The following is a 24,969-nucleotide window of genomic DNA, read 5'->3' on the forward strand; positions in this document are numbered from 1 at the left end:
CATGATCCTTCATCAACTCCTCGATTTCGAACTGCTGCGTGTGATGTGGTGGGTGCTGCTCGGCGTCCTGCTCGGCGGCTTTGCGCTCACCGACGGCTTTGATATGGGCGTCGGCGCGCTTCTTCCCTTCGTCGGCAAGACGGACACGGAACGGCGCGTGGCCATCAACACGATCGGCCCCGTCTGGGAAGGCAACCAGGTCTGGTTCATCCTCGGTGGCGGGGCGATCTTCGCGGCCTGGCCGCCGCTCTATGCGGTGAGCTTCTCCGGCTTCTACCTCGCCATGTTCGCCGTGCTCGCCGCATTGATCCTGCGGCCGGTCGGCTTCAAGTACCGGTCGAAGCGCGACAGCGCAGTCTGGCGGAGTGCCTGGGACTGGGCGCTGTTCGTCGGCGGCGCCGTGCCGGCGCTGATCTTCGGCGTTGCCATGGGAAATGTCCTCCAGGGCGTGCCGTTCAGCTTCAACGAAGACCTGATGATCTTCTACGAAGGGTCCTTCCTCGGTTTGCTGAACCCCTTCGCACTGCTTGCGGGTCTCGTGTCGCTTGCGATGCTCGTCATGCACGGTGCCGCCTGGCTGCAGTTGAAGGCCGAAGGACCGGTGCGGGAGCGTGCCCGGATGTACGGCTCCGTTGCCGCGATCGTGACGATCGTCGCCTACGCGCTTGCCGGCGTCTGGTTGGCGTCGGGGATCGCCGGTTATGCCATCGTCGGCTCCCCCGTCACCGACGGGCCGTCCAACCCGCTGCTCGGCGAGGTCGCGCGCTCGCCCTCGTGGCTTGCCGCCTATACCGCGAGGCCGTGGATTGCGGTTGCCCCGGTTCTCGGGTTTGTCGGCGCGGTGCTTGTGTTTCTCGGCTTCAGGGCCGGTCGCGAGGTCTCGACGCTCCTGTCCTCGAAACTCTCGATCGCTGGCATCGTCGCCTCGGTCGGCCTGTCGATGTTCCCGTTCATCCTGCCGTCCTCGCTCGATCCGAACTCATCGCTGACGGTCTGGAATTCGTCTTCGTCGCACCAGACGCTCTTCGTCATGCTGGTCATGGCCGTGATCTTCGTTCCGATCATCCTTGCCTACACCGCTTGGGTCTACAAGGTCCTGTGGGGCAAGGTGACCGAAGCGGATGTGACCGAAAACAGCAGCACCGTCTACTGAGGGAGAGAGAAAAATGTGGTATTTTGCCTGGCTTCTCGGACTTCCCCTGGCGGCGATCTTCGCAGTCGTCAACGCCATGTGGCTCGAAATGCAGGAAGACCGTGCGGTGATGGGCGGCGCGTCCGAAGACGCCGACACCGCGGTGTGATGAGTTGAAAGCGGGGCGGCGTTTGCCGCCCCGCTTTCCAAGTCAGCGTCCGGTCAGTCGAGTTTCGGCGTGATTTGGCAGTTCCAGGCCAATAATCTATCGATCCGATTGATCGGATGGTCCGCGATGCGAGTGAGGCCATCGCGCAGATAGGCCTCAGGGTCGATACCGTTCAGCTTTACGGCTTCAGTGAGAGAAAGAATACCTCACGCCCCACGCGCCACCGCGATCTGATCCGGCGAATGACCAGTCTCTCCGCTTGTGCAAAGATCTCTATGCTCAGCACGACGAGCGGGATTATTCGGCGCTGCTGATCGCGGTGCGTCGCCGGGTGGAAGCGGCATCGTCGCCTGGAAGCCCGGGCGAATCTCAAAGAGCCGGGCGACTACCCCAAGCTCTTGAGATAGATCGACAGCAATTGCGTTTGCGAGGAAATGCCGAGCTTGCGATAGACGTTGCGGCGATGAACCTTGACGGTTCCGGTGGAGATGCCGAGCCGAAGACCGATTGATTCCGACGAATGCCCTTGCAGGACGAGTTCGACGATGGCGGCTTCCCGATCAGTCAGATTGAGATCGCGCCACACGCGATCCACGGAGGGTTGGGCAGCCTTGCGCCCGCTTCTGCCGCGCTTGGCGATAGCCAGGTCGAAGCGGCGACCGAGATCGGACCAGGCGTGGCGGACGAGGGCGGCCACCACCGGTTCCGCCTTCTTCAGCAGCGCGAATTCGGCAGCGGAAAATACCCCCGACTGCTCCCGCCGCATCAGCGAGAGAACGACCGTGATGCCGTTGTCGAGCGCGACGAAGAAGCCGATTTCTTCGGCCAGTCCTGTCTGGGTATAGTAGCTGCGGAAATATTCGCTGGAGAAGAACCGGTCTGGCGCCAGCTCCCGCATGCGCCAGACACCGGGCTTCGGCTGCTGCGCTGCCCTGTAGAAGGGATCGAGCAGATAGGGTCCGGCCTGGTACATGCTGACGAAGACGACGTGCTCCTCGGCCGTGAAGGTGCTGTAGAGATCGATCGGACGTTCCTGCCCGCGATAGGCAAAGACGACGATATAGTCGAAGGGGAGCAGGCTCTTCATCAGCTCATGGAAGGCGGGCCCCGCCGCATCCTCGCCGGGAGCCCACTGGCCCACCAGTCGCCCCATGACTTTGAACAAGGCTTCAAGATCCATGTCGACATCAATCCGATTGCAAAAAAGAGCAGCAGATGCTCCTGGGGTATACACCCTCCACATCCGGAAACGGCTTGGAATACCTCTTTCGGGGTATATACCACAATCGACCAGCTTGAATAGGTTTGACGCAGACGGTGAGAAGCCGGGTGATCGCGAGAAGACCCGGCATTCAGAAAAACAACCGCGGGGAATATGAAGTGACAGCGCCTTCGACGAACGACATCGAGTTTCGTTCGGTCGCCAAACGCTATGGCAGCGTGACGGCCGTATCGGACATCAATCTGGCCGTGCCGAAGGGTGCATTCGTAGCCCTGCTCGGACCGTCGGGTGGCGGCAAGACCACGTGCCTGAGGATGATCGGCGGCTTCGAGCAGCCAAGCGAAGGTACGGTGCTGATCAACGGCCGCGAGATGAATGGCGTGCCGCCCTATCGCCGTCCGGTCAACATGGTTTTCCAGCACTACGCGCTGTTTCCGCATTTCAACGTTGAGGAAAACGTCGCCTACGGTCTGAGGCAACAGCGGCCGAAGCTTGGCACCTCCGAGATCGCCAGCCGTGCGCGCGAGGCGCTGGCAATGGTGCGCCTCGGCGGGTTCGAGAAACGCCGCGTGCACGAAATGTCCGGCGGTCAGCAGCAGCGCGTGGCGCTGGCCCGCGCCATCGTCAACAAGCCCTCGGTGCTGCTGCTGGACGAGCCGCTTGCGGCTCTCGACAAGAAGCTGCGTACGGCCATGCAGATCGAGCTGCAGACCCTGCAGCGCGAGCTCGGCATCACCTTCGTGCTCGTCACCCACGACCAGGAAGAGGCGCTTTCGATGAGCGACATGGTGTGCGTGATGAATGCCGGCCGCATCGTCCAGATGGACAGGCCCCAGGCAATCTACGACCACCCGGCCGATCTCTTCGTGGCCGATTTCGTCGGCAAGACCAATCGCATCGCCGCCACGCTGGAGGCAGACGGAACGACGATCAGGCTCTCCAACGGCATGGCGCTGGGACGCGACGACAAGGGAACGATGGCTCCGGGCGCCGTGACCGTCGCGTTGCGTCCCGAGGCAATCGACCTCGTGCGGCAACAGCCGACGTACGCCGATGGGCTCGCGGGCACGGTCACCCACCGCATCTTTCTCGGCTCGACCGCCGAATATCAGATCGACGTCGACGGGCTTGGCGATTTTCTCGTCACGGCCGACCGGCGCAGCGTGCAGGAAAGCGATCTCGTCGAACCGGGCGAACGGGTCGTTCTGACATTCGATCCCGGCAGAATGCATGTCTTTCCGGCCTGAGGAACGGCCGTACTCGTCAAGACAAAAAAAGGGAACAGCGTCATGACAAAGTGGTACAGAGAAAATGCCCCGGTGACTGCCGAGCAATTGAGCGACGAATGGATGCGCCTGAAGCGCGGTTCCGTTTCGCGCCGTCACTTCCTCGGTGTCACCGGCCTCGGCCTCGCCGCGGCCGTGCTTGGCCGCCAGCCTGGCGCCTTCAATGCCAATGCCTATGGCGGCGATCTCGGCACGACCATGTCGCTCGCCACCTGGCCGAACTATCATGATCCGGCGACCTTCGAAGCCTTCACAGCCGCGACCGGCGTCGCCGTCGAAGTCAATGTCTTCGGTTCCAACGAGGAAATGCTCGCCAAGCTACAGGCCGGCGGGACCGGATGGGACCTCTTTGTGCCCACCAACTACACCATTTCGACCTATGTGAAGCTCGGCCTGATCGATCCGCTCGACATGTCGAAGCTGCCTGCCTTCTCTCAAGCCAGCCAGTCGCCGCGCTTCACGTCGGAAGGGGCTGTCGACGGTGTGACCTACGCCGTGCCGAAGAACTGGGGCACGACGGGCATGGCCGTCAACACCGCCAAGATCAAGACCAAGATCACCTCGTGGAAGGACTTCTTCGAGGTGGCCCAGACCGAGGCCGACGGGCGCGCCATGGTTCATGATTACCAGCTGACCACGATCGGCAGCGCGCTGGTCTCGCTCGGCTATTCCTTCAACTCTATCAAACCGGAGGAACTGGCCAAGGCGGAAGAACTGCTGATCAAGGTCAAGCCGCATCTCTACGGCATCAACAGCGACTATCAGCCCGGTATGCGCGGCACCGACGCCTGGATGACCATGTGCTGGACCAATGACGGTGCGCAGCTCAGCCGCGACATGCCGGAAATCGCCTACATCCTCGGCTCCGACGGCGGCGAGATCTGGACCGACTTCTACGCGATCCCGAAGAGCGCCGCCAACAAGCCGGCCGGCTATGCCCTGCTTAACTTCCTGATGACGCCGGAAAACGCCGTCAAGGAACACATCGCTAACGGCGCCCGACCACCGACAGCCGGGTGATGGCCCTGCTGCCGACCGACGTGACGTCGAACAAGATCGTCTATCCGGACGAAGCATCGCTCACCCCGCTGGAATTCGGCGCGGCCGTGACGCTGACCGACCCGGCCCGTGCCGAGCTGATGGCACGGTTCAAGTCTGCTTGACGGTCTTGGCCGGGTAGGGGTGAAAGCCCCTGATCCGGCTGCCACCACCTCTCCTCTCCCCACTTGCGGGGAGAGATCAGGGTGAGGGGCGATCCCTAGCTCCATGCCCAATGATTGCCCGCAACCAGGACTACCGCATGGCCTTTACAACGGACACACGAAAGAGACTGGTCACCGCAGCGCTGGTAGCCCCCGCGGCGATCTGGCTGTTCGTCTTCCTCGTTCTGCCCTTCATGGCCATCGTCGTCTTTTCGGTCGGCGAACGGGCGCCCGAAGGCGGCTACCAGGCGGCCTTTACCTTCGCCCAGTTCGCCAATCTCGGGTCGCGCGCCGCCGCCTTCCGCAACACCATGCTGATTGCACCGCTCGGCGCCTTTCTTTGCCTGATCGTCGCCTATCCGGTTGCCTATTACCTGGCGATCAAGGCCAGTCCGCGATACCGGCTGCTGCTCGTCTCTTTGGTCGTCGTGCCCTTCTGGACCAGCCTGCTGGTGCGCACCTATGCCTGGATGTACATCCTCGGCTCGCGCGGCATCCCCAACCTCCTCTCGATGATCGGCATCGAGGACGTGCGGCTGCTGAACACGCCGGGCGCCGTGCTGCTCGGCATCGTCTACGGCTACCTGCCGCTGATGATCATGCCGATCTATGTGAGCCTCGAAAAGCTCGACCGCAGGTTGCTCGAGGCCTCGGCCGATCTCGGTGCAAGGCCGGTCTCGACCTTCTTCGGCGTCACCTTGCCGCTCTCTCTTCCGGGCGTCATGACAGGCTTGGCGCTGGTCACCATCCTGCTTCTCGGCGAATACCTGATCCCTCAGCTTCTTGGCGGCGGCAAGGTGTTCTTCATCGGCAATGCGCTGGTCGACCTCTTCCTCCAGTCGCGAAACTGGCCGTTCGGTTCCGCGATTGCCGTGACGCTGGTGGCGGTCGTCGTCATCGTTCTCAGCGTCGCCATGCGCATCGCCTTCAGGATTTCTGGCTCAAGACAGGTGGATCTCGTCTGATGCGCGCGCTCGTCACCTCCGTCTACCTGTTCCTCTATGCACCGATCGCGCTCGTCGTGCTGTTCTCGTTCAATGCGGGCCGCAGCGCTTCCGAGTTCACCGGCTTCTCCACCATCTGGTACGGCAAGGCACTTTCCAACACCTTCCTGATCACGGCTCTGCAAAACAGCTTGCTGATCGCGTTCACCAGTGCCGGGCTCGCCGCCGTCTTTGGCACCATGGCAGCGCTCGGCATGGAGCGGCTTGGCCCACGCGGTCGTGCCATCTTCGACGGCTTGTTCGCCGCGGCCATCGTCGTGCCGGGTGTGGTGATCGGCATCGCCACCCTGGTGGCGCTGGTCGAGGTCTTCTCCTTCGTTAACCCGGCGCTCGCCTCGATCTGGCCGGGCGAAAAGCCGCCGCAGCTCGGGCTTGGCTACGGCTCCATCGTCGCCGCGCACGGCCTCTTTTCGCTGGCGCTGGTGACGATGATCGTCAAGGCGCGGATCGCCAGCCTTGGCCGCGACATCGTCGAGGCGTCGAGCGATCTCTATGCGACGCCGTTCACCACCTTCCGCGAGATCGTCCTGCCGCAGATTCTGCCCTCGGTGCTCGCCGGCTTCCTGCTCGCCTTCACCTTTTCCTTCGACGACTTCATCGTCGCCTTCTTCGTTGCCGGATCCAAGACCACGCTGCCGATCTATGTCTTCGCGTCGATCCGCCGTGGCGTCACGCCGGAGATCAACGCGATTGCCACGTTGGTGCTGGTCGCCTCGCTCTTCCTCATCCTGACAGCTCGCACGCTGATGCGGGACAAAAAAACGCATGCCGGGGAGTAACCCATGATCCTGAAAGACCGCGTCGCGATCGTCACTGGCGCCGGCTCCGGCATCGGCCGGGCGGGCGCTGCCATCATGGCGCGCGAAGGCGCCCATGTCTCCGTCGTCGACCGCAATATCGACGCTGCGGAGACCGTCGTGGCCGAAATCCGCTCGACGGGCGGCAGCGCCGAGGCGCTCGGGCTCGATGTGACTGACGATGCCGCCCTTGAATCCGGTCTGTCGGCGTTCATGGCCCGTCATGGACGCATCGACATCCTGCACAATCACGCCGGCGCACAGGTGGCCGGCGATCTCGAGCAGGTCGAGATCGAGGGCTTCGACCGCTCGTGGAGCCTCAATGTTCGGGCGCACTTTATGGCTGCTCGCTTGGTCATGCCGATGATGAAACGTCAGGGATCCGGCGTCATTCTCAATACCTCGTCATCGTCCGGCGTGCTCTTCGACCGCGAGATGATCGCCTATACGACCACCAAACACGCCGTGATCGCCATGACCCGCCAGATGGCCGGCGACTACGCGCGCTTCGGCATTCGCGTCAACGCGCTCTGCCCCGGTTGGGTCGACACGCCCTTCAACGTACCCTTCATCGAACAGATGGGCGGCAGGGGGGCGATCGAAGCCTATGTCCGGGAAAAGGTGCCGATGGGGCGCTGGGCAAGTGTCGAGGAGATCGCCGAGTCCATCCTCTTTCTCGTGTCTTCGCGCTCCTCCTACATGACTGGCCAGATCCTGGTGGTTGACGGCGGCGAAACCGTCGTCTGACGAGAAGCGCGCGTCCTGTCATCGTCATGACGTTCGCGCCACAGATCCGGGCGCACCGGGGAAAGTCCACGTGCGGACCGGCCCGCAGGTAGATTGTCGGTAGCGATACCTGCTCGACATAGTGAATATTTCCTCGTCTGACTTGACAACCGATGCTCTCTGCAGGGAATTGGTAATTTCAAGAACCCGGCTTTATGAACTCCTTGAAGCGTCTGGTGGCGTTGCAGGCTATATCCGCTGCCGACGTCTTCTCGCAGCTCACGCTATGCTCGCAGACCCCGCGGACGCGCGGAAGATTGCCGCGGTCGGTTTGGAACTTGGTTTTGTTTCCGCAGCGAATTTCAGCCGCGCTTTCACGCAACAGTTCGACTACAGTGCGAGCAATATACACAATCGCAAGTCTACGGGAGACCAATATCCTCAAAATCTGGAGATGCAGAATGCCACAGATCAGCAGACCTTCGAGGGATTGCTGCGGGGGCTGGGGTTCTTCTGATCCGTGCGCCTTTCATGATCTCATCTCAGACTTGTTCCAACAAATGCTTATTAGATCTTAAATTGCATTGGGTTCGGTGGGTAAAGGGTGGAGGTTTTCGTTGTTTGATATGTTCACTGTCGGCTTGTTGGCCGCTATTGTATGTGGACTCGGCTGCCTGGTCATTGTATTTGTATGGCTGCGTGACCGTTCAACGGCAGCCTATGCTTGGTGGATCATCGCATTTCTGCTGTACGGACTTGGCGTTCTGATTGCAGCGCAACGATATCGGCTGCCCCTGCTTTCGAATATTGGTACTCCCGGCTTTGCGACTTTGCTGGGGTTTGGAGCCTTCTGGTCGGGATTGCGCATTCTTGATCGACGGCCCACGACGCTTTTGGCATTGACGCCAGCGATGATTTGGGCGTTCGGGCTACCTTTCGTTCATGACGCCTTTGCCCTTCGACAGATCAATTACAATGTCGCTATCGGAACCGGGACCTTTCTTGTTGGCTTCGATCTGTGGCGGTCGTCCGTGAAGGAATTCTCACCGCGTCTGGGCATTGCGATTATCTGCCTGTCTGAGACGGTTGTCAGTTACAGCCAGGCAATTGCCCTCGTGGTGATGCGCAACGATGTCGGCGATGGCCCGTTGCAAGGATGGTTCACATTTGCACCCTTCCAATCCGCTGTCGCGATGGTGGCAATCGTTGTGCTGGGTATCCTCATGATTGGCGAGCGCACACAACATCGGTTTCGCGACCTCGCCATGAAAGATGAGCTCACTGGCATTTTCAATCGAAGAGGTTTCTTCGAGACGAGCACGAATGCCCTTAGAAGGACGAACCGAAAAACGGGTGAAACCGCGATGGCGCTCTTTGACATCGATTTTTTCAAGTCCATCAACGACACATACGGTCACCCTGCCGGAGACAGAGTTATCGCTGAGTTCGCACAACGAGCGGCTCGGGCGATCCGGCCCGGCGATATCCTTGGGAGAATCGGAGGCGAGGAATTTGCTCTGCTGCTGCCCGGTACAACACTCAGTGATGCCCGCAAGGTCGTGGAACGCGTGCGTGCAGCCTTCGCGGACACGCCGATTGTGGATGGCCACAATAGGATCTTGGCGACAACAAGCGCCGGAATCTCGACTGTTGCGAACCAGGAGGTGGATCTCAACAGCCTTGTTTCTTCCGCGGACGAGGCTCTGCTTGCAGCGAAGAAGGCGGGGCGCAATCGCACCAGCATTCTGCGGCCAATAGACGTGAGCGGGTCGTTTCCCCAGTGATGGTGTAGGAGGCCGCGCGGAGCGGTCGGCATAGCGCAGCGCGGCCGACAGTGATGCTGGCGGTCACAGAGCCTCCGACTAAATCACCAGTCGGGGCGATGGAACCAGAATTCGGCCAGCAAGGGAATCCTCAGCCCGATTCCGCATTCAACGGACATGCTCTATGTGGGCACCTTGATCGAGCATCAAGGTCTCCTTGTCGTTTCAAATGGGGGTTTGAGGAAGATGCAAGCTGCGCCAGCAAGCACAGCGGCACCCTTCGCCAGAGCACTTTCGTCGACGCGGAACCTTGGGTGATGGAGCGGATAGATCGAACCCGCCTCATCGCTGCGAATTCCTAGGCGGAAGTACACGGCGGGGCACTTCTCGCTGTAGAACGCGAAGTCGTCGGCGGCGGTCCAGCCAGGTGCATTGATCACATTTTCGCGCCCGACGACGTCTGCGCCTGCACGCTGGATGATATCCACCATTTCAGGTGCGTTGACGACCGCCGGTTCGCCGCGCTGGAGGTTTATGTCGACGCTGGCGCCGTGCGCCGAGGCGAGGCTCTCGAGGATCTGGCGCAGACGCTGCCAAGCCTTCTGTCGGGTTTTCTCATGGCCACTGCGAATCGTGCCCCTCAGCCGGACTTCCGGGGCAATGACGTTATACGCACCGCCGCCTTCGATGCCGGTAATGGAAACGACCAACGGGTCGTAGGGATCGATCTCCCGCGACACGATCTTCTGCAACTCCGTGACCATCGAGCAGGCGATGGCGAGCGCGTCCACCCCATCCGAGGGCTTGGCGGCATGCGCGGAATTGCCGGAAACCACGACGTCGAAGGTGTCGCAGGCAAGCGTGTAGGGGCCTGTACCGACGGCGACCCGGCCGGCCGGTGTGTAGGGATCGACATGGATGCCGATCGCGGCATCGACGTCATCGAGCAGGCCTTCTTCGATGACGCGTCGGCCGCCCAGCGGTTCCGCCTCCTCGGCGGGCTGGAAGATCAGTCGCACGGTGCCACTGAAGGCTTGTTTCTGGCGGTCGAGCAGAACCGCGGCGGCATATCCCATCGCGGCATGGGCATCGTGGCCGCAGGCATGCATCACGCCCGGCCGCTCCGAGGTGAATGGAACGCCTGACGTCTCGTTGATCGGCAAGGCGTCGATATCGGCGCGGATCACGACCTTGCGGTTAGAAGGCCCGGCCGCGCCGACGATCTCGACGGCAAGCCCGAACCCGGCGACGGGCTTGACAGTCTCAAAGCCTGCCTCCTCAAGGACCTGCTTCAGATAGGCCTGCGTCTCGCGTTCTTCGTTGGAGAGTTCCGGGTTGCGGTGCAGGTGACGCCGGATGTCGATCATCCGGCGTTCCAGGGTGGGTTCCATTCCAGTGGTCTTGGGCTCAGGCTTTGACATGGATGTCCCGCGGGAAGTTGGTGAGCGTCTCGCAGCCGCGCTCGGTCACCAGGAAGGTCTCGCTGATCTCGATGCCCCAGCCGTCCATCCACATGCCAAGGATCGAGTGCAGCACGTTGCCGGGCTTCAGGATGATCTTGTCGCCAGCGCGCAGGCTGATCGTGTGTTCGCCCCAATCCGGCGGGTAGCCTACGCCGATCGAATAGCCGATCCGCGACTCCTTCTTCAGGCCGTAACGCTGAATGACCTGGCGCCAGCTCGCTTCGACCTCTTCGGCCGTGATCCCTGCCTTGACGGTCGTCAGCACCGCCTCCATGCCTTCCAGCACGGCTTTGCTCGCGTCACTCACCTTGGCCGGCATCGTGCCGAGTTGCATGGTCCTGGCGAGGCCTGCCGTATAGCGGCGGACGACGCCGGCGAGTTCGAGCGCCACTGTCTCGTTTTCGCCAAAGCGCCGGTCGCTCCACATGACGTGCGGCGCAGACGCATTCTCGCCGGCAAGGATGGTCGGGGGAAGCGCGGTGATATCGCCGGCGAAATCCGGCGATCCTGCCACCTGTGCGGCCTGGATGCGGGCGATGGCGTCGCATTCGCGCACGCCGGGCGCAATAAAGTCATAGGCTGCGGTGACGGCTGCTTCGGCAAGGCGCGAGGCCTTGCGCAGATAGTCGATCTCCGCGTTCGATTTCACGCTCCGGATCCAGTTCACCAGAAGGTCTGCATCGTGGAAGGTCGCGTTGGGAAGACCTGCCGTCAGGCGGACATGCGCCTTGGGCGAGTAGTAGTAGGCCTCCAGCTCGATGCCGATATTGCCGCGGCCCCAGCCCTTGCTGACGATCCAGGCAGCAATCCAGTCCATCGGATGACGGTCGGCGCGCTGCACGTGATCCTCGGGGAAGCCGACGACGTTTTCCGGCTTCATCCACGCCGTCAACAGGCCGCCTGCCGCATCCATAGCGCGGCCGATCCAGACGGGTTCTTCGTCGGCGATCGGCACGAGTACGACCTGCGGCGTATAGAAAGACCAGCCGTCATAGCCGGTGATGTAGTGCTGGTTCGCGACGTCGTTGACGATCAGGAGATCAAGATTGCGGCGCGCCATCTCGGTACGGATGGCGTGAAGCCTGGCTTTGTATTCCGAAAGCGGGAAGGGGAGTTCGATCATGAAGAACGCATCCTGTGGGCGGGGTTATGGTGTTGCGGTCAGGGTGAACAGGCGGCTGGGCGCGAGCGGATCCGGCGCGATGCCGTATTGCCGGAGGCTGGCCCAGGCCGCTGCCAGATTGCCGGTGACGACGCGAAGACCGGTTCGCCGTTCGATCTTCGTCACGCATTGCGCGGCCCTCAGCGCGGCGCTGCCGGTGAAAGTCGCATCCGCTCCCGGTGTTATGGTTTGGACGGCCAGCCGGACGATCTCGTCATGCGGCAGGCATGCCATTTCGGGGTCGTCCTCCATGCCGAGGCAGACGAGGCGGACGGCCGAAAAGCCCTGCCCGACGAACAAGGCGTGCATGGGTCCGGCGGTGCGCCGCACATAGGGCGTCAGAATGGCGATGCGCCTGGCATACAGCGCGACGGCCGCGCCGGCGGGTGTGATGATCGAAGTGCGCGGCTTGCCGGCGGCGAGCGCCGCTGCAATTTCGTCCTCGCCTATGATGACCGACCCGGAGCTGTTGCCGTAGACGATAGCATCGAGCTGTTCATCCGGAAGGGCAAGCGACGCCGCATCGGTGAGAAGCGGCTTCATGGCGCGCAGGTTTTTCGGTGTGGTCGGATTGGCATAGGCGACGCGCGTTACATGGACGACGATCTCGTCAATTGCCACCAAGCGCCGGAAATCGGCCTCGGCCGTGTGATCGGCCGCAAGGGCAATCAGGCCGACGCGCCAGGGGAGAGGGCGCTGTTCCAGGGCTGGCCGTGGCTGGATTTCGTCGATCATGCGCGCTCCGCAGGGTTCGACCTGCATTGAGCCGCGTAGGGGAAAGCATGTCAATCTGAGAAAAAGATACGTGTCAATTCACTAGAGCGAAAGCACGTTCAGGTCCGGCGCCGCGCGCAGCAGGGAGGCGAGAACGTCGAGGCCCGCGCGCAGGTTTTCTTCCTCCGTCGCCCCGACCGAGACGCGGACGGCACCCACGGGTGCGCCGGAAAGACAGAACGGCGTGCTGGGGGCGACTGCAACGCCGCGCGCCCTGGCCTGCGATGCGAAAGCGACCTCGTCATGATCGGGAGAAAGCGGTAGCCAAACGTGAAGTCCTTCGGGATGGGCACGATAGGCGAGGCCTTCGAAGCATTTCGCGACGATCCGGTTGCGGACGCGCAGCGTTTCGCGCTGCCATTTGAGCAGCGTGTCCATTGTGCCATCGACGAGCCAGAGCGTGGCGATTTCGGCCATGACTGGCGTCGCCATCCAGTTGGCCATCAGTTGACGATTTGCGATGGTGGCGGCGAGATGGTCAGGCGCGATGACATAGCCGATGCGCAAGCCCGGCATGATCACTTTGCTGAAGCCCGTCACGTAGAGTGTCCGCTCCGGGGCAAGGGCTGCGATCGGGCGTGGCCGATCGGACAGCAGAGGGCCGAAGACATCGACCTCGATGATAGCGACATCATGTTTGCGGGCGACATCCGCCAGGGCCTGGCGCCGGCCTTCCGTCATCAGCACGGCGGTGGGGTTGGCCAAATTAGGTTGCAGCGTGATCGCGCGGATCTGCTCGCGATCGCAGGCCTCGTCCAGAGCATCCGGCAGCATACCATCGGCGTCCGTCGCAATCGCGCGAACTCGGATACCGAGATAATCTGCCAGTGGACGGATCACGTGGTAGCATACTTCTTCAGCCGCCAGGATCGCGCCGGGGCCGACCGCGGTCATGAGCGCTACGGTGAAGGCAGAGGCGCAGCCGTTGGTGAGGAGTACATATTGCGGCGACACATTAATGCCCATGGTGGCCAGCCAGCCGGCAGCGGCGTCGTTGTGTCGAGGAAAGATCGTGTTGGGCCGAAACGACAGGACGGAGGCGGGCGCGATCGTGTCGCCAAGCCGGTGGAGGGCTGCCTTCATGCGTTCGAACTGCAGGGGAGTACAGACAGGTGTAACGATGGAAAGGTCGATTACATCTGCTTGGCCCTCCGCCATATAGGGGGACTGGAACGGAGGGCCGCTCGGTTTGACATAGGTGCCGCGGCCGACCTCGCCCGATACGAGTCCGCGGCGCGCCAGAATGTCGTAGGCCTTGCTGATGGTCTGGATGGAGAGCTTCAGGTCATAGGCGAGATCGCGGTGGGCCGGCAGCTTTTCATTCGCCGCAAGGCGGCCGCTCTTAATCGCGGCCGAAAACTGGTCTGCCAGGGAGATATAGACCGGGCGTCGAAGCAGGCCGGCATCGGGGTGCCATTTTGTCATGCTTACGCTGTGGGGCAAATGCATGGCATTTTCAAGTACCCTAAGGGCACTTCTGCCCGTATAGGACGCTGCGCCCGCTCCAAAGCGTCCGGATCCTGCAGTTGCGCCGTACGAGAAACAGGAAATCTGCGGATTCGGCACCTAGAACACCAAAATCCCTCGCAGCGACGGCCAGGGCAGGCTGAAGGATCGCACTTACGCGGGTGGAGCGCGCGATTTCGCCTGAGGTGCAACGCTGACAAGTGGTTGACGAGCGGATCCTGGTAGCCGGGGATAGCAAGGCAGTTGATCCTGAGAGACAGTAATCGCGCAAAGGCAAGAATGACTGCGCCAAACTCGCTCTCCGGCAATCTCGGCGAGAATTGCTGGTAGCGATCTGCTCGACCGCTACCGCGTTTGATCCCCTCAATAGGCTCGTTCGTATGCGAGACACACGTCCTGCTCTGAAAGCCCTTCGACGTGTTTGATCTCACGTTGCTTGTGCTTGACGTAGACGTCTGCGAACTCTTCCGGAAACCAGCTTTTGACGACGTCGTTGGCCGAAAATCGCTCTAGCGCTTCTCGCAGGCTCTGCGGCAGGCGCACGAGCCCCTTTGCTGCCAGTTCATCGCTGGAGAGCGCGGTCAGGTCTTCAGTGGTCGCGTCAGGAACGGCCAGGTTTTCCTTGATGCCTTGCGTGCCGGCATATACGAGTGCCGCAAGCTGAAGATAAGGGCTCGCCGTCGCATCCGCGGCGCGGAATTCGAAGTTGAATTGAGACGCCTTTGCGATGTCGCTGATGTCGGAGACAGGGCAGATGCGTACCGAGGCTTCGCGATCGCGGAAACCGAGATTGTTGAAGGCCGCGCTCCACCTGTGCGGAGTCAGGCGCAAATACGACACGACGCTTGGGGCGGTTATCGCAATTATGCTGTCGAGATACTTCAAGATCCCCGCGATGAACTTGGCTGCGAGCGACGAGAGTTCGTGCTTGCAGTTCCCGTCCCAAGTCGCCGGGTTGCCTCCCTTGTCAAGGAAGCTCATGTGGATGTGCACGCCGTTGCCAACGCCCGCAGGGTCACGAATTGGGGTAAACGTCGGTTGCCGCCCCAGCCGATGCGCGACCGCGCCGACGACCTCACGCGTGATGACGGAATGATCGGCGACGGTAACCCCCTTTTGCGGGTTCATCGTGACTTCATACTGATTGGCGCCGAATTCGCGCAGGATCGTATCGGGTGAGACGCCCGCCTGACGCATCGCGGCAATTACCGCTTCGCAAAATTCCCGCTCGGCGCGGAAGCCGGAGAGTGTGAATGCCCCGTGACCGTCATCGCCCATGTTCCTGAACTGAAACTCGTGCTCGAAGGCGCCAAACAACGTCAGTCCACTGACTTCCTCGAACTTAGCGAGCGCATCCTGGAGGATAGAGCGCGTACAGAACTCCCAGGGGCGGCCGTCCGTGTAACGGATATTGCCAAGAACGAACTGCTCGGGAGGAACATTGTCGTCGGTTTCAATCGAGACTTTCGTTTCCGCATCCGGAATGAGAACCAGATCGCCGAGCGAACCGAAGGGGCTTTCCGCGAGCACGTCGAAGCAGGTTATCTGAACATTGGTGGGCGTCCAGCCGACGCCGCGGCGAAGCCGTTTGTCAAACTGCTGAACTGGGAATGCCTTGCCGCGCACCTTGCCGGCCAAATCGCTGCAGCATGCGATCATCATTTCTTCACGCTTCATTTGTTCCCTCAAGATCGATCGTTGAACTGGGTTCTTCTCCGGGCATGGGCGAATCCAGTCGAACTTCGTCCCAGGCCTTGATCCTTGCCTGGGTGGAGGCCCAGTCGAATTCGGACACTTTTACGATTAGCGCTTCGACGAAGACATGCGCCCCCACAACGGTGTCCCAGGCCGTGCCAGCATCGATCGGTAGCGCGATAATCTCTGAACTGTGTCGCGCGATCGGTGACATCCATTTGTCCGTGATCAGGATGATCGTCGCCTGGCGCTTTCGCGAAATCATCTCGGCAAGCGCGGCCAGATTGGGCTGGTAGCGACGGAAATCGAATAAGACGACGATGTCCTTCTTGCGCATCCTGAGAATATGCTCCGGCCAGAACTCCGGATTGTCAGGGAGATGATAGATCTGGCTGCGTATCTGTCGCAGATGGATTGAGAGGAAGGATGCCAATGTATTGGACACGCGCCCGCCGAGCAGAAAGACGTTGCGGCTGGTGTCGGCGATGAGGCGGCAAACCTGGTCGAACTGCTCCTGAGAAACCGTCTCCGTCATTTCCCTGAGGATGACAGTCATGCGGTTGGCGTAATCGACTAGAAACGCAGGCTCGGCCGGCGCTTGGCGGACCTTGAGATCGAGCGGGGACTTGTTGCCTTCCTTCAGTTCCCCAATCAACTGCCGTTGGAAATCTTGATATCCGCCGCCACCGATCTTGCCTACAAATCGGGTGATCGAGGCGGAGCTGACGCCCGTTCTGTCTGCAAGTTCCTGGATGGGAAGCAAGCCGCTAAAGGGATAGTCGGCCAAGATCGCTTGGGCGATCTTCCGCTCACTTGCGGTCAGTTGCTCCGTCATTTTGCGCAGGCGTGTCCTTATTGTCTGCATTTTCCTCTCCATGTCTCCACATAACCGCAACGAAAGTTTTTTGTCAAACAATTTGGCTACGGCCTGAATGAATGAAAACATTCAATCATTCAGGCTCCATCGATGGTCCAATAGCATGCCTTCGTCGGCATCTCCACCTCGGATTCCGAGAGCAAATGATGAAAAAATTGCATCAAGACTGCAATACAATGTTGACAATGACGAAACACATTCGTTTGATGCGTCTAGTTCGAGGCACCAACATCATTCGCCGGGGACCCGTTAAGGCCGCCAAAAAGAGGGGAGAGCCAGATGCATTCAGCGACAGAGGCCGTATGGAAGATACTCGACCTGGATTTTCACGAGGTCGAACTCGTCACCGTCGCGGCGTGCTACGCCGGAGCCGAGGTGTCGGCGGTCGTCTTGGGGCAAGCGGTGGCGGGTTCCACGGCTACGACGAACACTTCGGAATCCACTCGCTCCTAGAGAGAGGACGAGAGTCATCTCAGCCGCCATCCTCGATTGGTGCGGCGCGCGGTAGTCCGGCCGAAACCTAAACAGCTTTTCCGCCCGTTGGCTTGGAAGCGCCTCCACGCCCAGCCGCAGAAAGAGCCCGATGCGCGACCTGCAGAAACGAAAACAAAAATGCCAATCAATGGAGTCTCAAATGCGCGACCGCAGCCGCTTTCATCTTGCTGAAAGCGATCCGCACCCGCTGGAGGTCGTAGGAGAGCGGTACCGTGGCCAGTTCTTTCTGACCTGCGAGCACGCGGGCAGGGCAATTCCGTCCTGCCTTGGTGATCTCGGCATCGGTCGCCGCGAAATGGATCGGCACATCGCCTATGATGTCGGTGCGGAAGAGGTCTCTCGTAAGCTTTCTGATTTACTGAGCGCGCCACTTTATATTCAGCGCTACAGCCGGTTGGTCATCGACTGCAATCGGCCTGCGCGTGCGAGCGACTCCATCCCGGAGATGAGCGACGGGACGGTCATACCAAAGAACATCGGCTTGTGCCCTCAAGATCGCGAAGAGCGATATTTGTTGATACATCGCCCTTATCACGATGCCGTGAAGGAGGCCCTGGGTCGGTTCGTTATGCTAAACGGCGAGCCAATTCTTCTCGCCATCCACAGTTTCACCCCGGTGATGCGAAGCACGGGTGAGGCCAGGGAGTATGAGCTCGGACTGCTCTATAATCGTGATGACCGGTTCGCCCGCGCGATGCTCGAAGTGGTGAACCTGAGCTATCCCGAGATCAAAGCCGCACTGAATGTCCCCTACACCGTCGACGACCTGTCGGACTACACAATTCCCGTCCATGGGGAGGCGCGGGGCATCCCACATGTCCTTATCGAGATCAGGAACGATCTCATCTCAAATCAAGCCGGCCAATCGCGCTGGGCCGACATCATCTCGCAAACGGCGCGCGCCGCTGCTGTCAGAATGGAGCTAATGACCAATGAATTATAATCAGTTGACGACTCGCCATGTGAAGCTCGATCCGGGAAGCTCGGCAATCCTTTTCATCGATGTCCAAAACTTCTGCGCCCGGCGCGACGGTGGCGAGTTCAAGGACGTATCGGCAAACGAGGTCGATATCAAATACGCCTACTACTTCGATCGCCTGGCAACAGTCGCGGTTCCGAACATGCAACGACTCCTGGCAAAGTTCCGCGAGGCTGGCATAGAGGTCCTCCACACAACGATCGAAAGCCTTACGCTCGACGGCCGCGACCGCAGCCTGGATTACAAGATCACTGGTTTCAATGTCCCGAAGGGCTCATGGGACGGAAAGGTGATCGACGAACTAACACCGCTGGAAGACGAAATCGTCCTGCCGAAAAGCTCTTCGAGCGTGTTCGTCTCGACCCACATCGATTACTTGCTGCGCAACCTCGGTGTCCGACAACTCGTCATCTGCGGCCTGCTGACGGACCAGTGCGTCGAATCCGCCGTCCGCGACGCATGCGATCTGGGTTACCTCGTGACCTTGGTTCCCGATGCGTGTGCGAGCTACACGCCGGAACGCGAGCAATTCTCGCTCAGCGCCATCAAGGGTTATTGCCGCCAGCTTTCGACCGATGAACTGCTCGCAGAGATCGAGGAGCTCGCCTCGAAAAACTAAGTCCACCGGTTCGGCAGGGTGCCGGGCCACATGCATTTGACCAAAAACAAAAGGGGAATGAAGAAATGAATAAATACCAACGAATCCTCGCCGCTACATCTCTAGCGATGCTGCTGGCAGGCACTGCGGCCGCCGACGACAGCAAGATCGTCATCGGTGGCGCCCTCTCGCTTACCGGCGTCCAGGCGTCTCTCGACACACCTGGCTACAAGGGCGCGCAGGTCGCCGTCAAATATCTGAACGACAATAGCGGCATTCTCGGCAAGCAGGTCGAGTTCATCAACATCGACGGCAAGTCCGATCCGGTGACCGTCGGTAACGTTGCTGTCGAACTGATAGGCAAGGGCGCCCAGGTCATCGTCGCGCCCTGTGACTTTGATTTTGGCAGCCCCGCAAGCCGCGAAGCGCAAAACGCCGGCCTGGTCGGAATTTCTCTCTGCGCCTCTGATCCGCTCTACAGTTCATGGTCGCTTGGCGACAAGCAGTTCACATTGTCGATGTGGAACACGACAATGGGTGCGGTCGCTGCCGACTACGCGGCAAAGGAACGCGGTTGGAAAACGGCCTATGTAGTCACCGACCAATACATCGCCTACACTAAATCACTCTCGAAATACTTCGTCGAGCAGTTCAAGAAAGAAGGTGGCGAGATCATCCTTGAAGACACCTATACCAACGGCGATAATAACTTCTCCGCGCAGCTTGCCCGGCTGAAGGCACTCGGCAAGGAGCCGGACGTCATCTTCGTGTCCTCGTACGGCACGGATATCGCCGTAATTGTTCGCGCTCTTCGCGAGGTCGGGTACGACGCTCCCATCCTCGGAGGCGACGTCTATGACGATCCGGCTCTCCACGAGGCGCTCGGCGAGAAGATGGGCAACAACATCTATTTCGTTACCCACACTTGGGCGGGCGAGGGGGCCAGCGACGACATGAAAAAGTTCCAGGCCCTCTACAAAGACATGTTCGAGGCCGAGCCTGATACGGCGTTCGTGGCAACTGGTTGGGACACGATTATGATGATCGCGCAAGCGGCCAAGGCGGCCGGGTCCGTCGAAGGTTCCGCTCTGGCCAAGGGTATTGAAGACCAGCAGTTCAAGCTTCTAACGGGCGACCTCGACTACGGAACGGCAGACGAAGGCCACGTGCCTAACAAGGCGGCCGCACTTGTTGAACTGCAGGGTGGCAAACCAAGGTTCCTCGGCTGGCGCAAACCCGAAAGCCTCCCGGCTCCCTGATCTTGACCTGCTGCCGGACGCTGTGTCCGGCAGCTTACCTTTAGGACTGGAACATGAACGCAACGCTCACTGTGGCGGGCGCGACCGTTGAGTTTTCGGGGCTGCGCGCGCTGGACAACGTATCGCTTTCCCTTGCCCCGCGCGAAATCGTAGGCCTGATCGGTCCTAACGGCTCCGGCAAGACCACACTCATCAACGCAATCACCGGACAAGTTCCGCTCGCCTCCGGATCGATCACTCTCGGCGAGCGAACGATTTCTGGTTTGACGCCGCGCCAGATTGCACTCGGAGGCATCAGCCGTTCGTTCCAGATCGTTCGGTTGTTCAACAACATGACAGTTGTCGAGAATGTCGAGACGGCGGCGATCGCCCGGGGCGACAGCCTGCGGGACGCGCGCCGAAAGGCGGAACGGCTGATCGAGGAGCTCAAGCTCGGGGCAAGGGCGCACGATCTTGCCGCAGCCCTGAACCACGGCGACAAGCGACGCGTCGAAATCGCCAGGGCGCTCGCGGCCGATCCGCAGTTTTTGCTGCTCGACGAGCCGGCCGCCGGAATGAACGACGCAGAGACCGAACGGTTGCTCCATGCCTTGACCATCCTGCCTGCGCAGCGGGGCCTTGGTATCATGATCATCGATCATGACATGGCGCTCATTATGCGGCTCTGTCATCGCCTGCACGTGCTGGCGTCCGGCAAAACCATTGCTGCAGGAAGTGGAGACGACGTTCGTCGCCATCCGGAGGTCATCAAAGCTTATCTGGGCAGCGCGGAGGCCGAAGCACATGCTGCAAGTTAATGATCTGGAGGTCCGATACGGGGCCATTCGCGCGGTTCGCGGTGTCGACATCTCTGTCGCGAAAGGGGAACTCGTCGCCCTCCTCGGGGCGAATGGCGCCGGCAAATCGTCAACCCTCATGTGCATCGCAGGTGCCGTGAAGCCGGCTGCGGGCTCTGTCCATCTCGAGACGGTGGCAATCGGCGGTTCGTCGCCGGAGCGCATTGTCAGAAGCGGCCTGGCGACGGTGCCGGAAAATCGGGACGTCTTTCCCGACCTGACGGTTGCGGAAAATCTCCGGCTCGGCGCTTACATCCATCGCCGGGATATTCAGGGCAACAAGCAAAATCTCGAAAGGCTGCTCGACCTATTTCCGAGACTGGCGGAACGCGCCCATCAGGCGGCAGGAACCTTGTCCGGAGGCGAGCAGCAGATGCTCGTGATCGCGCGTGCGCTGATGGCGCGGCCGTCCGTGCTCCTCCTGGATGAGCCCTCGCTCGGGCTTGCTCCGGCGATCGTCGAGCGGATCTACGAGATGATCGCCACCCTGAAGACAACCGGCCTCACGATGCTGCTGGTCGAACAGAGCATGTCGACGGCGCTCTCGGTCGCCGACCGCGCGTACGTAATGCGTCTTGGAAAGATCGAATTCACAGGCACGGCCGCGGAAATCCGCTCGCACACCAATCTTGGTGCCATGTATCTCGGAGGCTGAGCAATGGCTTTTACAATTCAATTTGTCATCGATGTGCTCAGTCTCGGCGGCGCCTATGCACTGATCGCGCTTGGCCTGGTGATCGTGTTCGGCATTTTGAAGCTCGTCAACTTCGCCTATGGCGAGCTCATCATGGTGACGGGCTACGGCCTCTACCTCGTCGGTGGCGCCGACATCCCATGGATCGGAATGGCGATCCTGGCGATCATCGTCGCGGTGATATTTGGTATCGCGACGGACTATATCGCCTTTCGACCTGTGCGGGCGAAATCGATGACAGCCGTGCTGATCACCTCTTTCGCGTTTTCGAATCTGCTTCAAAACCTGGCGCTACTCTTGATCTCGCCAAGGCCGCGCAACGTTCCTCTTCCAGCGTTCTTTTCCGACACCGTCGAGATCTTCGGCGTGGTGACGCCGCTCAGAAACCTCATCACAATTGCTGCGGCTCTCGTGCTCCTGTCTCTCTTCGCCTGGCTCATGCAGAAGACGATCCTAGGCATCGCGATGCGGGCGGCAGCGACGAATTTCACGATGGCGCGCATGCTGGGTGTTCCGGCCAACCTCATCGTTTCAACCGCCTTTGCCATGAGCGGCTTTATGGCGGGGGTCGCGGGGATCCTTTGGGTCGCCCGAATTGGGACGGTCGTGCCAGGTATTGGCGGCGAGCCCTTGCTCATCGCCTTCATCGCTACCGTGATTGGTGGCATGCGCAGCCTGCCGGGCGCTGTCCTCGGCGGGTTTCTGCTGGCGTTCATCGACACGACGCTCAATTACACGCTGCCGCAAGACCTGTTGAAATTCAGGGACGCATTCACGTTCGGTCTGGTGATCATGATTCTTCTTTGGCGGCCGGACGGGCTGCTGAAGGGCCCGGCGACCGGCGCGCGGACCTAGGAGGAGGAACAATGCAACGTCAACTCTACACAGCAGGCCTTCTGGCGCTCATCATCGTGGTGATCGCGACCGCGACCACCATTCTCGGGACGACCCTCTATGAGCGTATCGTCACCAATATGATGATCATGATGGTCCTCGTCATTAGCCTTCAGTCCTTCATGGGAAATTCCGGCATCCTTTCCTTCGCCCATGTCGGGTTCATGGCGATTGGTGCCTATGTATCCGCCATTTTCACCATCCCCGTGCAGATGAAGGGAATGGCGCTCCCCGACCTCTACCCGTTCATGAAGGACATGCATCTGCCGGTCTATGCTGCTATTCTCATCGGTGGTGTCGTTGCTGCGATCGTCGCAGCCGCCGTTTCGTTCCCGTTGATGCGACTTTCCGATTCAGCTGCCGTAATCACCTCCTTCGGCCTGCTCGTGGTGATTTACACCGTCACCAACAATTGGAGCGCGTTGACAAATGGCCCACGCACCCTATTCGGACTGCCGAAAGCGACTGATCTCGGGATGGCATCTGTCGCCGCGATCGGGGCCGTGATCGTCGCGGTTTGGTTCAAGGAGTCGCGGACCGGCAAGCTGCTGCGCGCAAGCCGCGACGATGAGCGCGCTGCCGCGGCGATCGGTGCCAATATCCCTGTGCTTCGGTGGCGGGCCTTCGTGCTTGCGGCATTGCTTGCCGGCATTGGCGGCGGGCTGTGGGGACATTTCATCACGTCGTTTGCCCCCAAGGCATTTTACCTGAAGGAGACGTTCCTGATCATCTCGATGCTCGTCATTGGCGGGACAAATACCGTGACCGGGGCTGTGGTCGGAACGCTGCTGGTAACCTTCGTCTACGAAGGTTTGAGAGCATTCGAAGGACAGCTCAATGCTCTAAACATCGCCGGCGGACAGGTCGTCGGACTGACCGAGATCGTCCTTTCACTCGCGATGATTGCAATCCTCGTGCTTCGGCCAGGCGGCCTGATCGAAAACCGCGAAATCGGGAGCATCTTTCGCCAGCGGAGGCCCCGGCCGGCAGCAAAAGCCGGAAAACTCTCAGCGAAACGGGAGGGATGAGTGACACGCTGTCGACCGCCCGCAACAGAATCCAGCTCCGCCACGGCGAATGTTGCGCTCTACCAGCGCGAAGCGCACTCGGTTTCCAAACTGGCCCATCTTCGCTTCTTCCCCCTTGCCGTAACAGGTGGCAAGGGAGCCACCCTCCGCGCGGATGACGGACGGATCTTAATCGACTTCTCCGCCTCCTGGGGTGCGGCGTCGCTCGGGCATTCGCATCCGGCAATACGCTCGGCAGTGGACGCCGCGCTCGCCGACCAGGCGGGCGCGAGCTACCTTTCGAGCGCCAATCTGCCGGCAATCGAGCTCGCCGAGATGCTTCTCGCCCTTGCGCCGGCGCGGGCAGCGGGAAGGGTCTGGCTCGGCCATTCCGGATCCGACGCCAACGAGACTGCAAGCCGTGTCATCCGAGCCGCTACGGGCCGACCGGGCATTCTGGCATTTGAGGGCGCCTATCATGGCGGGACAAGCGGATCGATGGCGTTTTCGGGGCACCCGTCGCAACAGGAGGTGAGGTCACCACACCTGACGCTCGTGCCCTATCCAACCGCTTCAGCGGACAGCACCCTGGAAGTGATCGACGACGCCATCAAGCGAAAGCCCGGCTATTTCGGCGCGTTCTTCATCGAGCCGATCCAGTCCGATGGTGGAGTGCTTGTGCCGCCGCCCGGCTTTTTCGAAGCGGTGCAACGGCGTTGCCGCGATAACGGCATCCTGCTGGTGTCGGACGAAGTAAAAGTCGGGCTAGGCCGTACAGGCGTCCTCCATGCGTTTCAAAATTTCGACATCGAACCGGACGTCTTGGTTCTGGGCAAGGGCTTGGGCGGCGGGCTGCCGATTTCTGCGGTGATCGGCCCGGAATGGCTGATGAATCACTGCGCCGCCTTCTCCTTCCAGACGTTGCACGGCAATCCAGTGTGCGCCGCAGCGGCCGGCGCCGTTGTTCGTACAATCGAAACGGAAAAACTGTTGCATAATGCATCTAAGGTCGGCGGGTATCTGCACCGTCTACTGGTCGATTTAGCCGCACGCCAGAGTGCTATTGCCGACGTGCGTGGGATCGGACTCGCCATAGGAATAGAGCTAACGCACCGAGCGAGTGACGGCTTGTCAGCTCGGGAACTCACCGCGCGGGTAGTTTATCGCGCCTATCAACTCGGTCTGGTGGTGTACTATGTGGGGATTTCTTCAAACGTTGTTGAACTTACACCGCCGTTGACTCTGTCGTACGAAGATGCGGCAAGGGGCGTTTCCATTTTGGAGCGTGCAATCAGCGATGTTGTCGGGGGCGTTGCTGACGAGGGCGAGCACGGGAATTTCACCGGCTGGTAATTGATACGGTCAAACCGCATTCGTTCACATCGTCGCCGAAAATTGCGTCTATACGATACGCCAAAAGCCGCGATGAAGGCCGCGGAAAATGAAGCCTCTGGTCTGGTGCATGTCA

23 protein-coding genes and 3 pseudogenes are annotated in these 24,969 nt (G+C 60.6%); 18 read left to right on the forward strand and 8 right to left on the reverse strand.

Features of this window, described 5'->3' with window-relative positions:
* The first annotated feature begins 1 nt into the window (after position 1).
* Positions 2 to 1,153: a cytochrome d ubiquinol oxidase subunit II gene (gene cydB, locus H4I97_RS21335; RefSeq protein WP_182307740.1), complete on the forward strand. Its 1,152-nt coding sequence runs from the start codon at positions 2 to 4 to the stop codon at positions 1,151 to 1,153.
* 13 nt (positions 1,154 to 1,166) lie between these two features.
* The gene (gene cydX / locus H4I97_RS21340) at positions 1,167 to 1,301 is read left to right on the forward strand and encodes a cytochrome bd-I oxidase subunit CydX (RefSeq protein WP_182307741.1); all 135 of its coding nucleotides are present in this window, start codon (positions 1,167 to 1,169) and stop codon (positions 1,299 to 1,301) included.
* Positions 1,302 to 1,354: 53 nt separating this feature from the next.
* Here the strand turns inward: cydX and H4I97_RS21345 are convergent.
* Positions 1,355 to 1,559 (reverse strand): annotated as a pseudogene (locus H4I97_RS21345) (transposase domain-containing protein); the annotation flags it as partial.
* Positions 1,560 to 1,686: 127 nt separating this feature from the next.
* Positions 1,687 to 2,481: a helix-turn-helix transcriptional regulator gene (locus H4I97_RS21350; RefSeq protein ID WP_244658817.1), complete on the reverse strand. Its 795-nt coding sequence runs from the start codon at positions 2,479 to 2,481 to the stop codon at positions 1,687 to 1,689.
* Between the two features lie 200 nt (positions 2,482 to 2,681).
* On the opposite strand from H4I97_RS21350, the gene H4I97_RS21355 reads away from it, so the two are divergent.
* From H4I97_RS21355 to H4I97_RS21385, 7 genes and pseudogenes are all read left to right on the forward strand, one after another.
* Positions 2,682 to 3,770: an ABC transporter ATP-binding protein gene (locus tag H4I97_RS21355; protein WP_182307743.1), complete on the forward strand. Its 1,089-nt coding sequence runs from the start codon at positions 2,682 to 2,684 to the stop codon at positions 3,768 to 3,770.
* Between the two features lie 42 nt (positions 3,771 to 3,812).
* A pseudogene (locus H4I97_RS21360) lies at positions 3,813 to 4,972 on the forward strand (polyamine ABC transporter substrate-binding protein).
* Between the two features lie 137 nt (positions 4,973 to 5,109).
* The gene (locus tag H4I97_RS21365; protein ID WP_182307744.1) at positions 5,110 to 5,976 is read left to right on the forward strand and encodes an ABC transporter permease; all 867 of its coding nucleotides are present in this window, start codon (positions 5,110 to 5,112) and stop codon (positions 5,974 to 5,976) included.
* Positions 5,976 to 6,794 (forward strand): ABC transporter permease, encoded by an 819-nt coding sequence (locus H4I97_RS21370; RefSeq protein WP_182307745.1) that lies wholly within the window; start codon positions 5,976 to 5,978, stop codon positions 6,792 to 6,794. The genes H4I97_RS21365 and H4I97_RS21370 overlap by 1 nt, the downstream gene beginning before the upstream one ends.
* A gap of 3 nt (positions 6,795 to 6,797) precedes the next feature.
* Entirely contained in the window at positions 6,798 to 7,559 is a 762-nt protein-coding gene (locus tag H4I97_RS21375) for an SDR family NAD(P)-dependent oxidoreductase (protein ID WP_182307746.1), read from the forward strand.
* A gap of 124 nt (positions 7,560 to 7,683) precedes the next feature.
* Positions 7,684 to 8,055 (forward strand): annotated as a pseudogene (locus H4I97_RS21380) (helix-turn-helix domain-containing protein); the annotation flags it as partial.
* 109 nt (positions 8,056 to 8,164) lie between these two features.
* Positions 8,165 to 9,322, forward strand: coding sequence for a GGDEF domain-containing protein (locus H4I97_RS21385; protein WP_244658903.1), 1,158 nt, complete (start codon positions 8,165 to 8,167; stop codon positions 9,320 to 9,322).
* A gap of 185 nt (positions 9,323 to 9,507) precedes the next feature.
* On the opposite strand, the gene H4I97_RS21390 is transcribed toward H4I97_RS21385, so the two are convergent.
* The 6 genes from H4I97_RS21390 to H4I97_RS21415 form a co-directional block, all read right to left on the reverse strand.
* Positions 9,508 to 10,692 (reverse strand): M20 metallopeptidase family protein, encoded by a 1,185-nt coding sequence (locus tag H4I97_RS21390; protein ID WP_244658818.1) that lies wholly within the window; start codon positions 10,690 to 10,692, stop codon positions 9,508 to 9,510.
* Between the two features lie 16 nt (positions 10,693 to 10,708).
* The gene (locus H4I97_RS21395) at positions 10,709 to 11,887 is read right to left on the reverse strand and encodes a M24 family metallopeptidase (RefSeq protein WP_182307748.1); all 1,179 of its coding nucleotides are present in this window, start codon (positions 11,885 to 11,887) and stop codon (positions 10,709 to 10,711) included.
* A gap of 24 nt (positions 11,888 to 11,911) precedes the next feature.
* The gene (locus H4I97_RS21400; protein ID WP_182307749.1) at positions 11,912 to 12,661 is read right to left on the reverse strand and encodes a maleate cis-trans isomerase family protein; all 750 of its coding nucleotides are present in this window, start codon (positions 12,659 to 12,661) and stop codon (positions 11,912 to 11,914) included.
* Positions 12,662 to 12,742: 81 nt separating this feature from the next.
* Positions 12,743 to 14,125, reverse strand: a complete 1,383-nt coding sequence (gene ehuR / locus H4I97_RS21405) for a MocR-like ectoine utilization transcription factor EhuR (protein WP_182307750.1) — start codon at positions 14,123 to 14,125, stop codon at positions 12,743 to 12,745.
* Positions 14,126 to 14,530: 405 nt separating this feature from the next.
* A complete protein-coding gene (locus H4I97_RS21410; protein WP_182307751.1) occupies positions 14,531 to 15,844 on the reverse strand; it encodes a type I glutamate--ammonia ligase in 1,314 nt (437 codons plus the stop codon).
* Entirely contained in the window at positions 15,834 to 16,739 is a 906-nt protein-coding gene (locus H4I97_RS21415) for a MurR/RpiR family transcriptional regulator (protein ID WP_182309026.1), read from the reverse strand. Before H4I97_RS21415 ends, H4I97_RS21410 begins: the two co-directional genes overlap by 11 nt.
* A 279-nt stretch (positions 16,740 to 17,018) precedes the next feature.
* Here H4I97_RS21415 and H4I97_RS21420 point away from each other — a divergent pair, with 279 nt between their 5' ends.
* From H4I97_RS21420 to H4I97_RS21460, 9 genes are all read left to right on the forward strand, one after another.
* Positions 17,019 to 17,192, forward strand: a complete 174-nt coding sequence (locus tag H4I97_RS21420; RefSeq protein ID WP_182307752.1) for a hypothetical protein — start codon at positions 17,019 to 17,021, stop codon at positions 17,190 to 17,192.
* Between the two features lie 130 nt (positions 17,193 to 17,322).
* Complete coding sequence (locus tag H4I97_RS21425; protein WP_244658819.1) at positions 17,323 to 18,177, forward strand: N-formylglutamate amidohydrolase; 855 nt, start codon at positions 17,323 to 17,325, stop codon at positions 18,175 to 18,177.
* Positions 18,167 to 18,832, forward strand: a complete 666-nt coding sequence (locus H4I97_RS21430; protein ID WP_182307753.1) for a cysteine hydrolase family protein — start codon at positions 18,167 to 18,169, stop codon at positions 18,830 to 18,832. The genes H4I97_RS21425 and H4I97_RS21430 overlap by 11 nt, the downstream gene beginning before the upstream one ends.
* Before the next feature lie 107 nt (positions 18,833 to 18,939).
* Positions 18,940 to 20,070 carry an ABC transporter substrate-binding protein gene (locus tag H4I97_RS21435; protein WP_342344146.1) on the forward strand — a complete coding sequence of 377 codons (1,131 nt, stop codon included), beginning with the start codon at positions 18,940 to 18,942 and terminating at the stop codon, positions 20,068 to 20,070.
* 53 nt (positions 20,071 to 20,123) lie between these two features.
* Positions 20,124 to 20,867, forward strand: coding sequence for an ABC transporter ATP-binding protein (locus H4I97_RS21440; protein WP_182307755.1), 744 nt, complete (start codon positions 20,124 to 20,126; stop codon positions 20,865 to 20,867).
* Entirely contained in the window at positions 20,854 to 21,561 is a 708-nt protein-coding gene (locus H4I97_RS21445; RefSeq protein ID WP_182307756.1) for an ABC transporter ATP-binding protein, read from the forward strand. The genes H4I97_RS21440 and H4I97_RS21445 overlap by 14 nt, the downstream gene beginning before the upstream one ends.
* Before the next feature lie 3 nt (positions 21,562 to 21,564).
* Positions 21,565 to 22,455, forward strand: coding sequence for a branched-chain amino acid ABC transporter permease (locus H4I97_RS21450; RefSeq protein ID WP_182307757.1), 891 nt, complete (start codon positions 21,565 to 21,567; stop codon positions 22,453 to 22,455).
* Positions 22,456 to 22,466: 11 nt separating this feature from the next.
* Positions 22,467 to 23,522: a branched-chain amino acid ABC transporter permease gene (locus tag H4I97_RS21455; RefSeq protein ID WP_182307758.1), complete on the forward strand. Its 1,056-nt coding sequence runs from the start codon at positions 22,467 to 22,469 to the stop codon at positions 23,520 to 23,522.
* Positions 23,523 to 24,854 (forward strand): aspartate aminotransferase family protein, encoded by a 1,332-nt coding sequence (locus tag H4I97_RS21460; protein ID WP_182307759.1) that lies wholly within the window; start codon positions 23,523 to 23,525, stop codon positions 24,852 to 24,854.
* Positions 24,855 to 24,969 lie beyond the last annotated feature (115 nt).

This window comes from Ciceribacter thiooxidans (assembly GCF_014126615.1).
Taxonomy (GTDB): domain Bacteria; phylum Pseudomonadota; class Alphaproteobacteria; order Rhizobiales; family Rhizobiaceae; genus Allorhizobium; species Allorhizobium thiooxidans.

Coding starts and splice junctions, on each gene's coding strand:
- ehuR (WP_182307750.1), bottom strand. CDS start 14,125: ATGACAAAATGGCACCCCGATGCCGGCCTGCTTCGACGCCCGGTCTAT.
- H4I97_RS21400 (WP_182307749.1), bottom strand. CDS start 12,661: ATGATCGACGAAATCCAGCCACGGCCAGCCCTGGAACAGCGCCCTCTC.
- H4I97_RS21430 (WP_182307753.1), top strand. CDS start 18,167: ATGAATTATAATCAGTTGACGACTCGCCATGTGAAGCTCGATCCGGGA.
- H4I97_RS21375 (WP_182307746.1), top strand. CDS start 6,798: ATGATCCTGAAAGACCGCGTCGCGATCGTCACTGGCGCCGGCTCCGGC.
- H4I97_RS21435 (WP_342344146.1), top strand. CDS start 18,940: ATGCTGCTGGCAGGCACTGCGGCCGCCGACGACAGCAAGATCGTCATC.
- H4I97_RS21385 (WP_244658903.1), top strand. CDS start 8,165: ATGTTCACTGTCGGCTTGTTGGCCGCTATTGTATGTGGACTCGGCTGC.
- H4I97_RS21450 (WP_182307757.1), top strand. CDS start 21,565: ATGGCTTTTACAATTCAATTTGTCATCGATGTGCTCAGTCTCGGCGGC.
- H4I97_RS21370 (WP_182307745.1), top strand. CDS start 5,976: ATGCGCGCGCTCGTCACCTCCGTCTACCTGTTCCTCTATGCACCGATC.
- H4I97_RS21420 (WP_182307752.1), top strand. CDS start 17,019: ATGCATTCAGCGACAGAGGCCGTATGGAAGATACTCGACCTGGATTTT.
- cydX (WP_182307741.1), top strand. CDS start 1,167: ATGTGGTATTTTGCCTGGCTTCTCGGACTTCCCCTGGCGGCGATCTTC.
- H4I97_RS21440 (WP_182307755.1), top strand. CDS start 20,124: ATGAACGCAACGCTCACTGTGGCGGGCGCGACCGTTGAGTTTTCGGGG.
- H4I97_RS21455 (WP_182307758.1), top strand. CDS start 22,467: ATGCAACGTCAACTCTACACAGCAGGCCTTCTGGCGCTCATCATCGTG.
- cydB (WP_182307740.1), top strand. CDS start 2: ATGATCCTTCATCAACTCCTCGATTTCGAACTGCTGCGTGTGATGTGG.
- H4I97_RS21410 (WP_182307751.1), bottom strand. CDS start 15,844: ATGAAGCGTGAAGAAATGATGATCGCATGCTGCAGCGATTTGGCCGGC.
- H4I97_RS21395 (WP_182307748.1), bottom strand. CDS start 11,887: ATGATCGAACTCCCCTTCCCGCTTTCGGAATACAAAGCCAGGCTTCAC.
- H4I97_RS21365 (WP_182307744.1), top strand. CDS start 5,110: ATGGCCTTTACAACGGACACACGAAAGAGACTGGTCACCGCAGCGCTG.
- H4I97_RS21390 (WP_244658818.1), bottom strand. CDS start 10,692: ATGGAACCCACCCTGGAACGCCGGATGATCGACATCCGGCGTCACCTG.
- H4I97_RS21425 (WP_244658819.1), top strand. CDS start 17,323: ATGCGCGACCTGCAGAAACGAAAACAAAAATGCCAATCAATGGAGTCT.
- H4I97_RS21415 (WP_182309026.1), bottom strand. CDS start 16,739: ATGGAGAGGAAAATGCAGACAATAAGGACACGCCTGCGCAAAATGACG.
- H4I97_RS21350 (WP_244658817.1), bottom strand. CDS start 2,481: ATGGATCTTGAAGCCTTGTTCAAAGTCATGGGGCGACTGGTGGGCCAG.
- H4I97_RS21445 (WP_182307756.1), top strand. CDS start 20,854: ATGCTGCAAGTTAATGATCTGGAGGTCCGATACGGGGCCATTCGCGCG.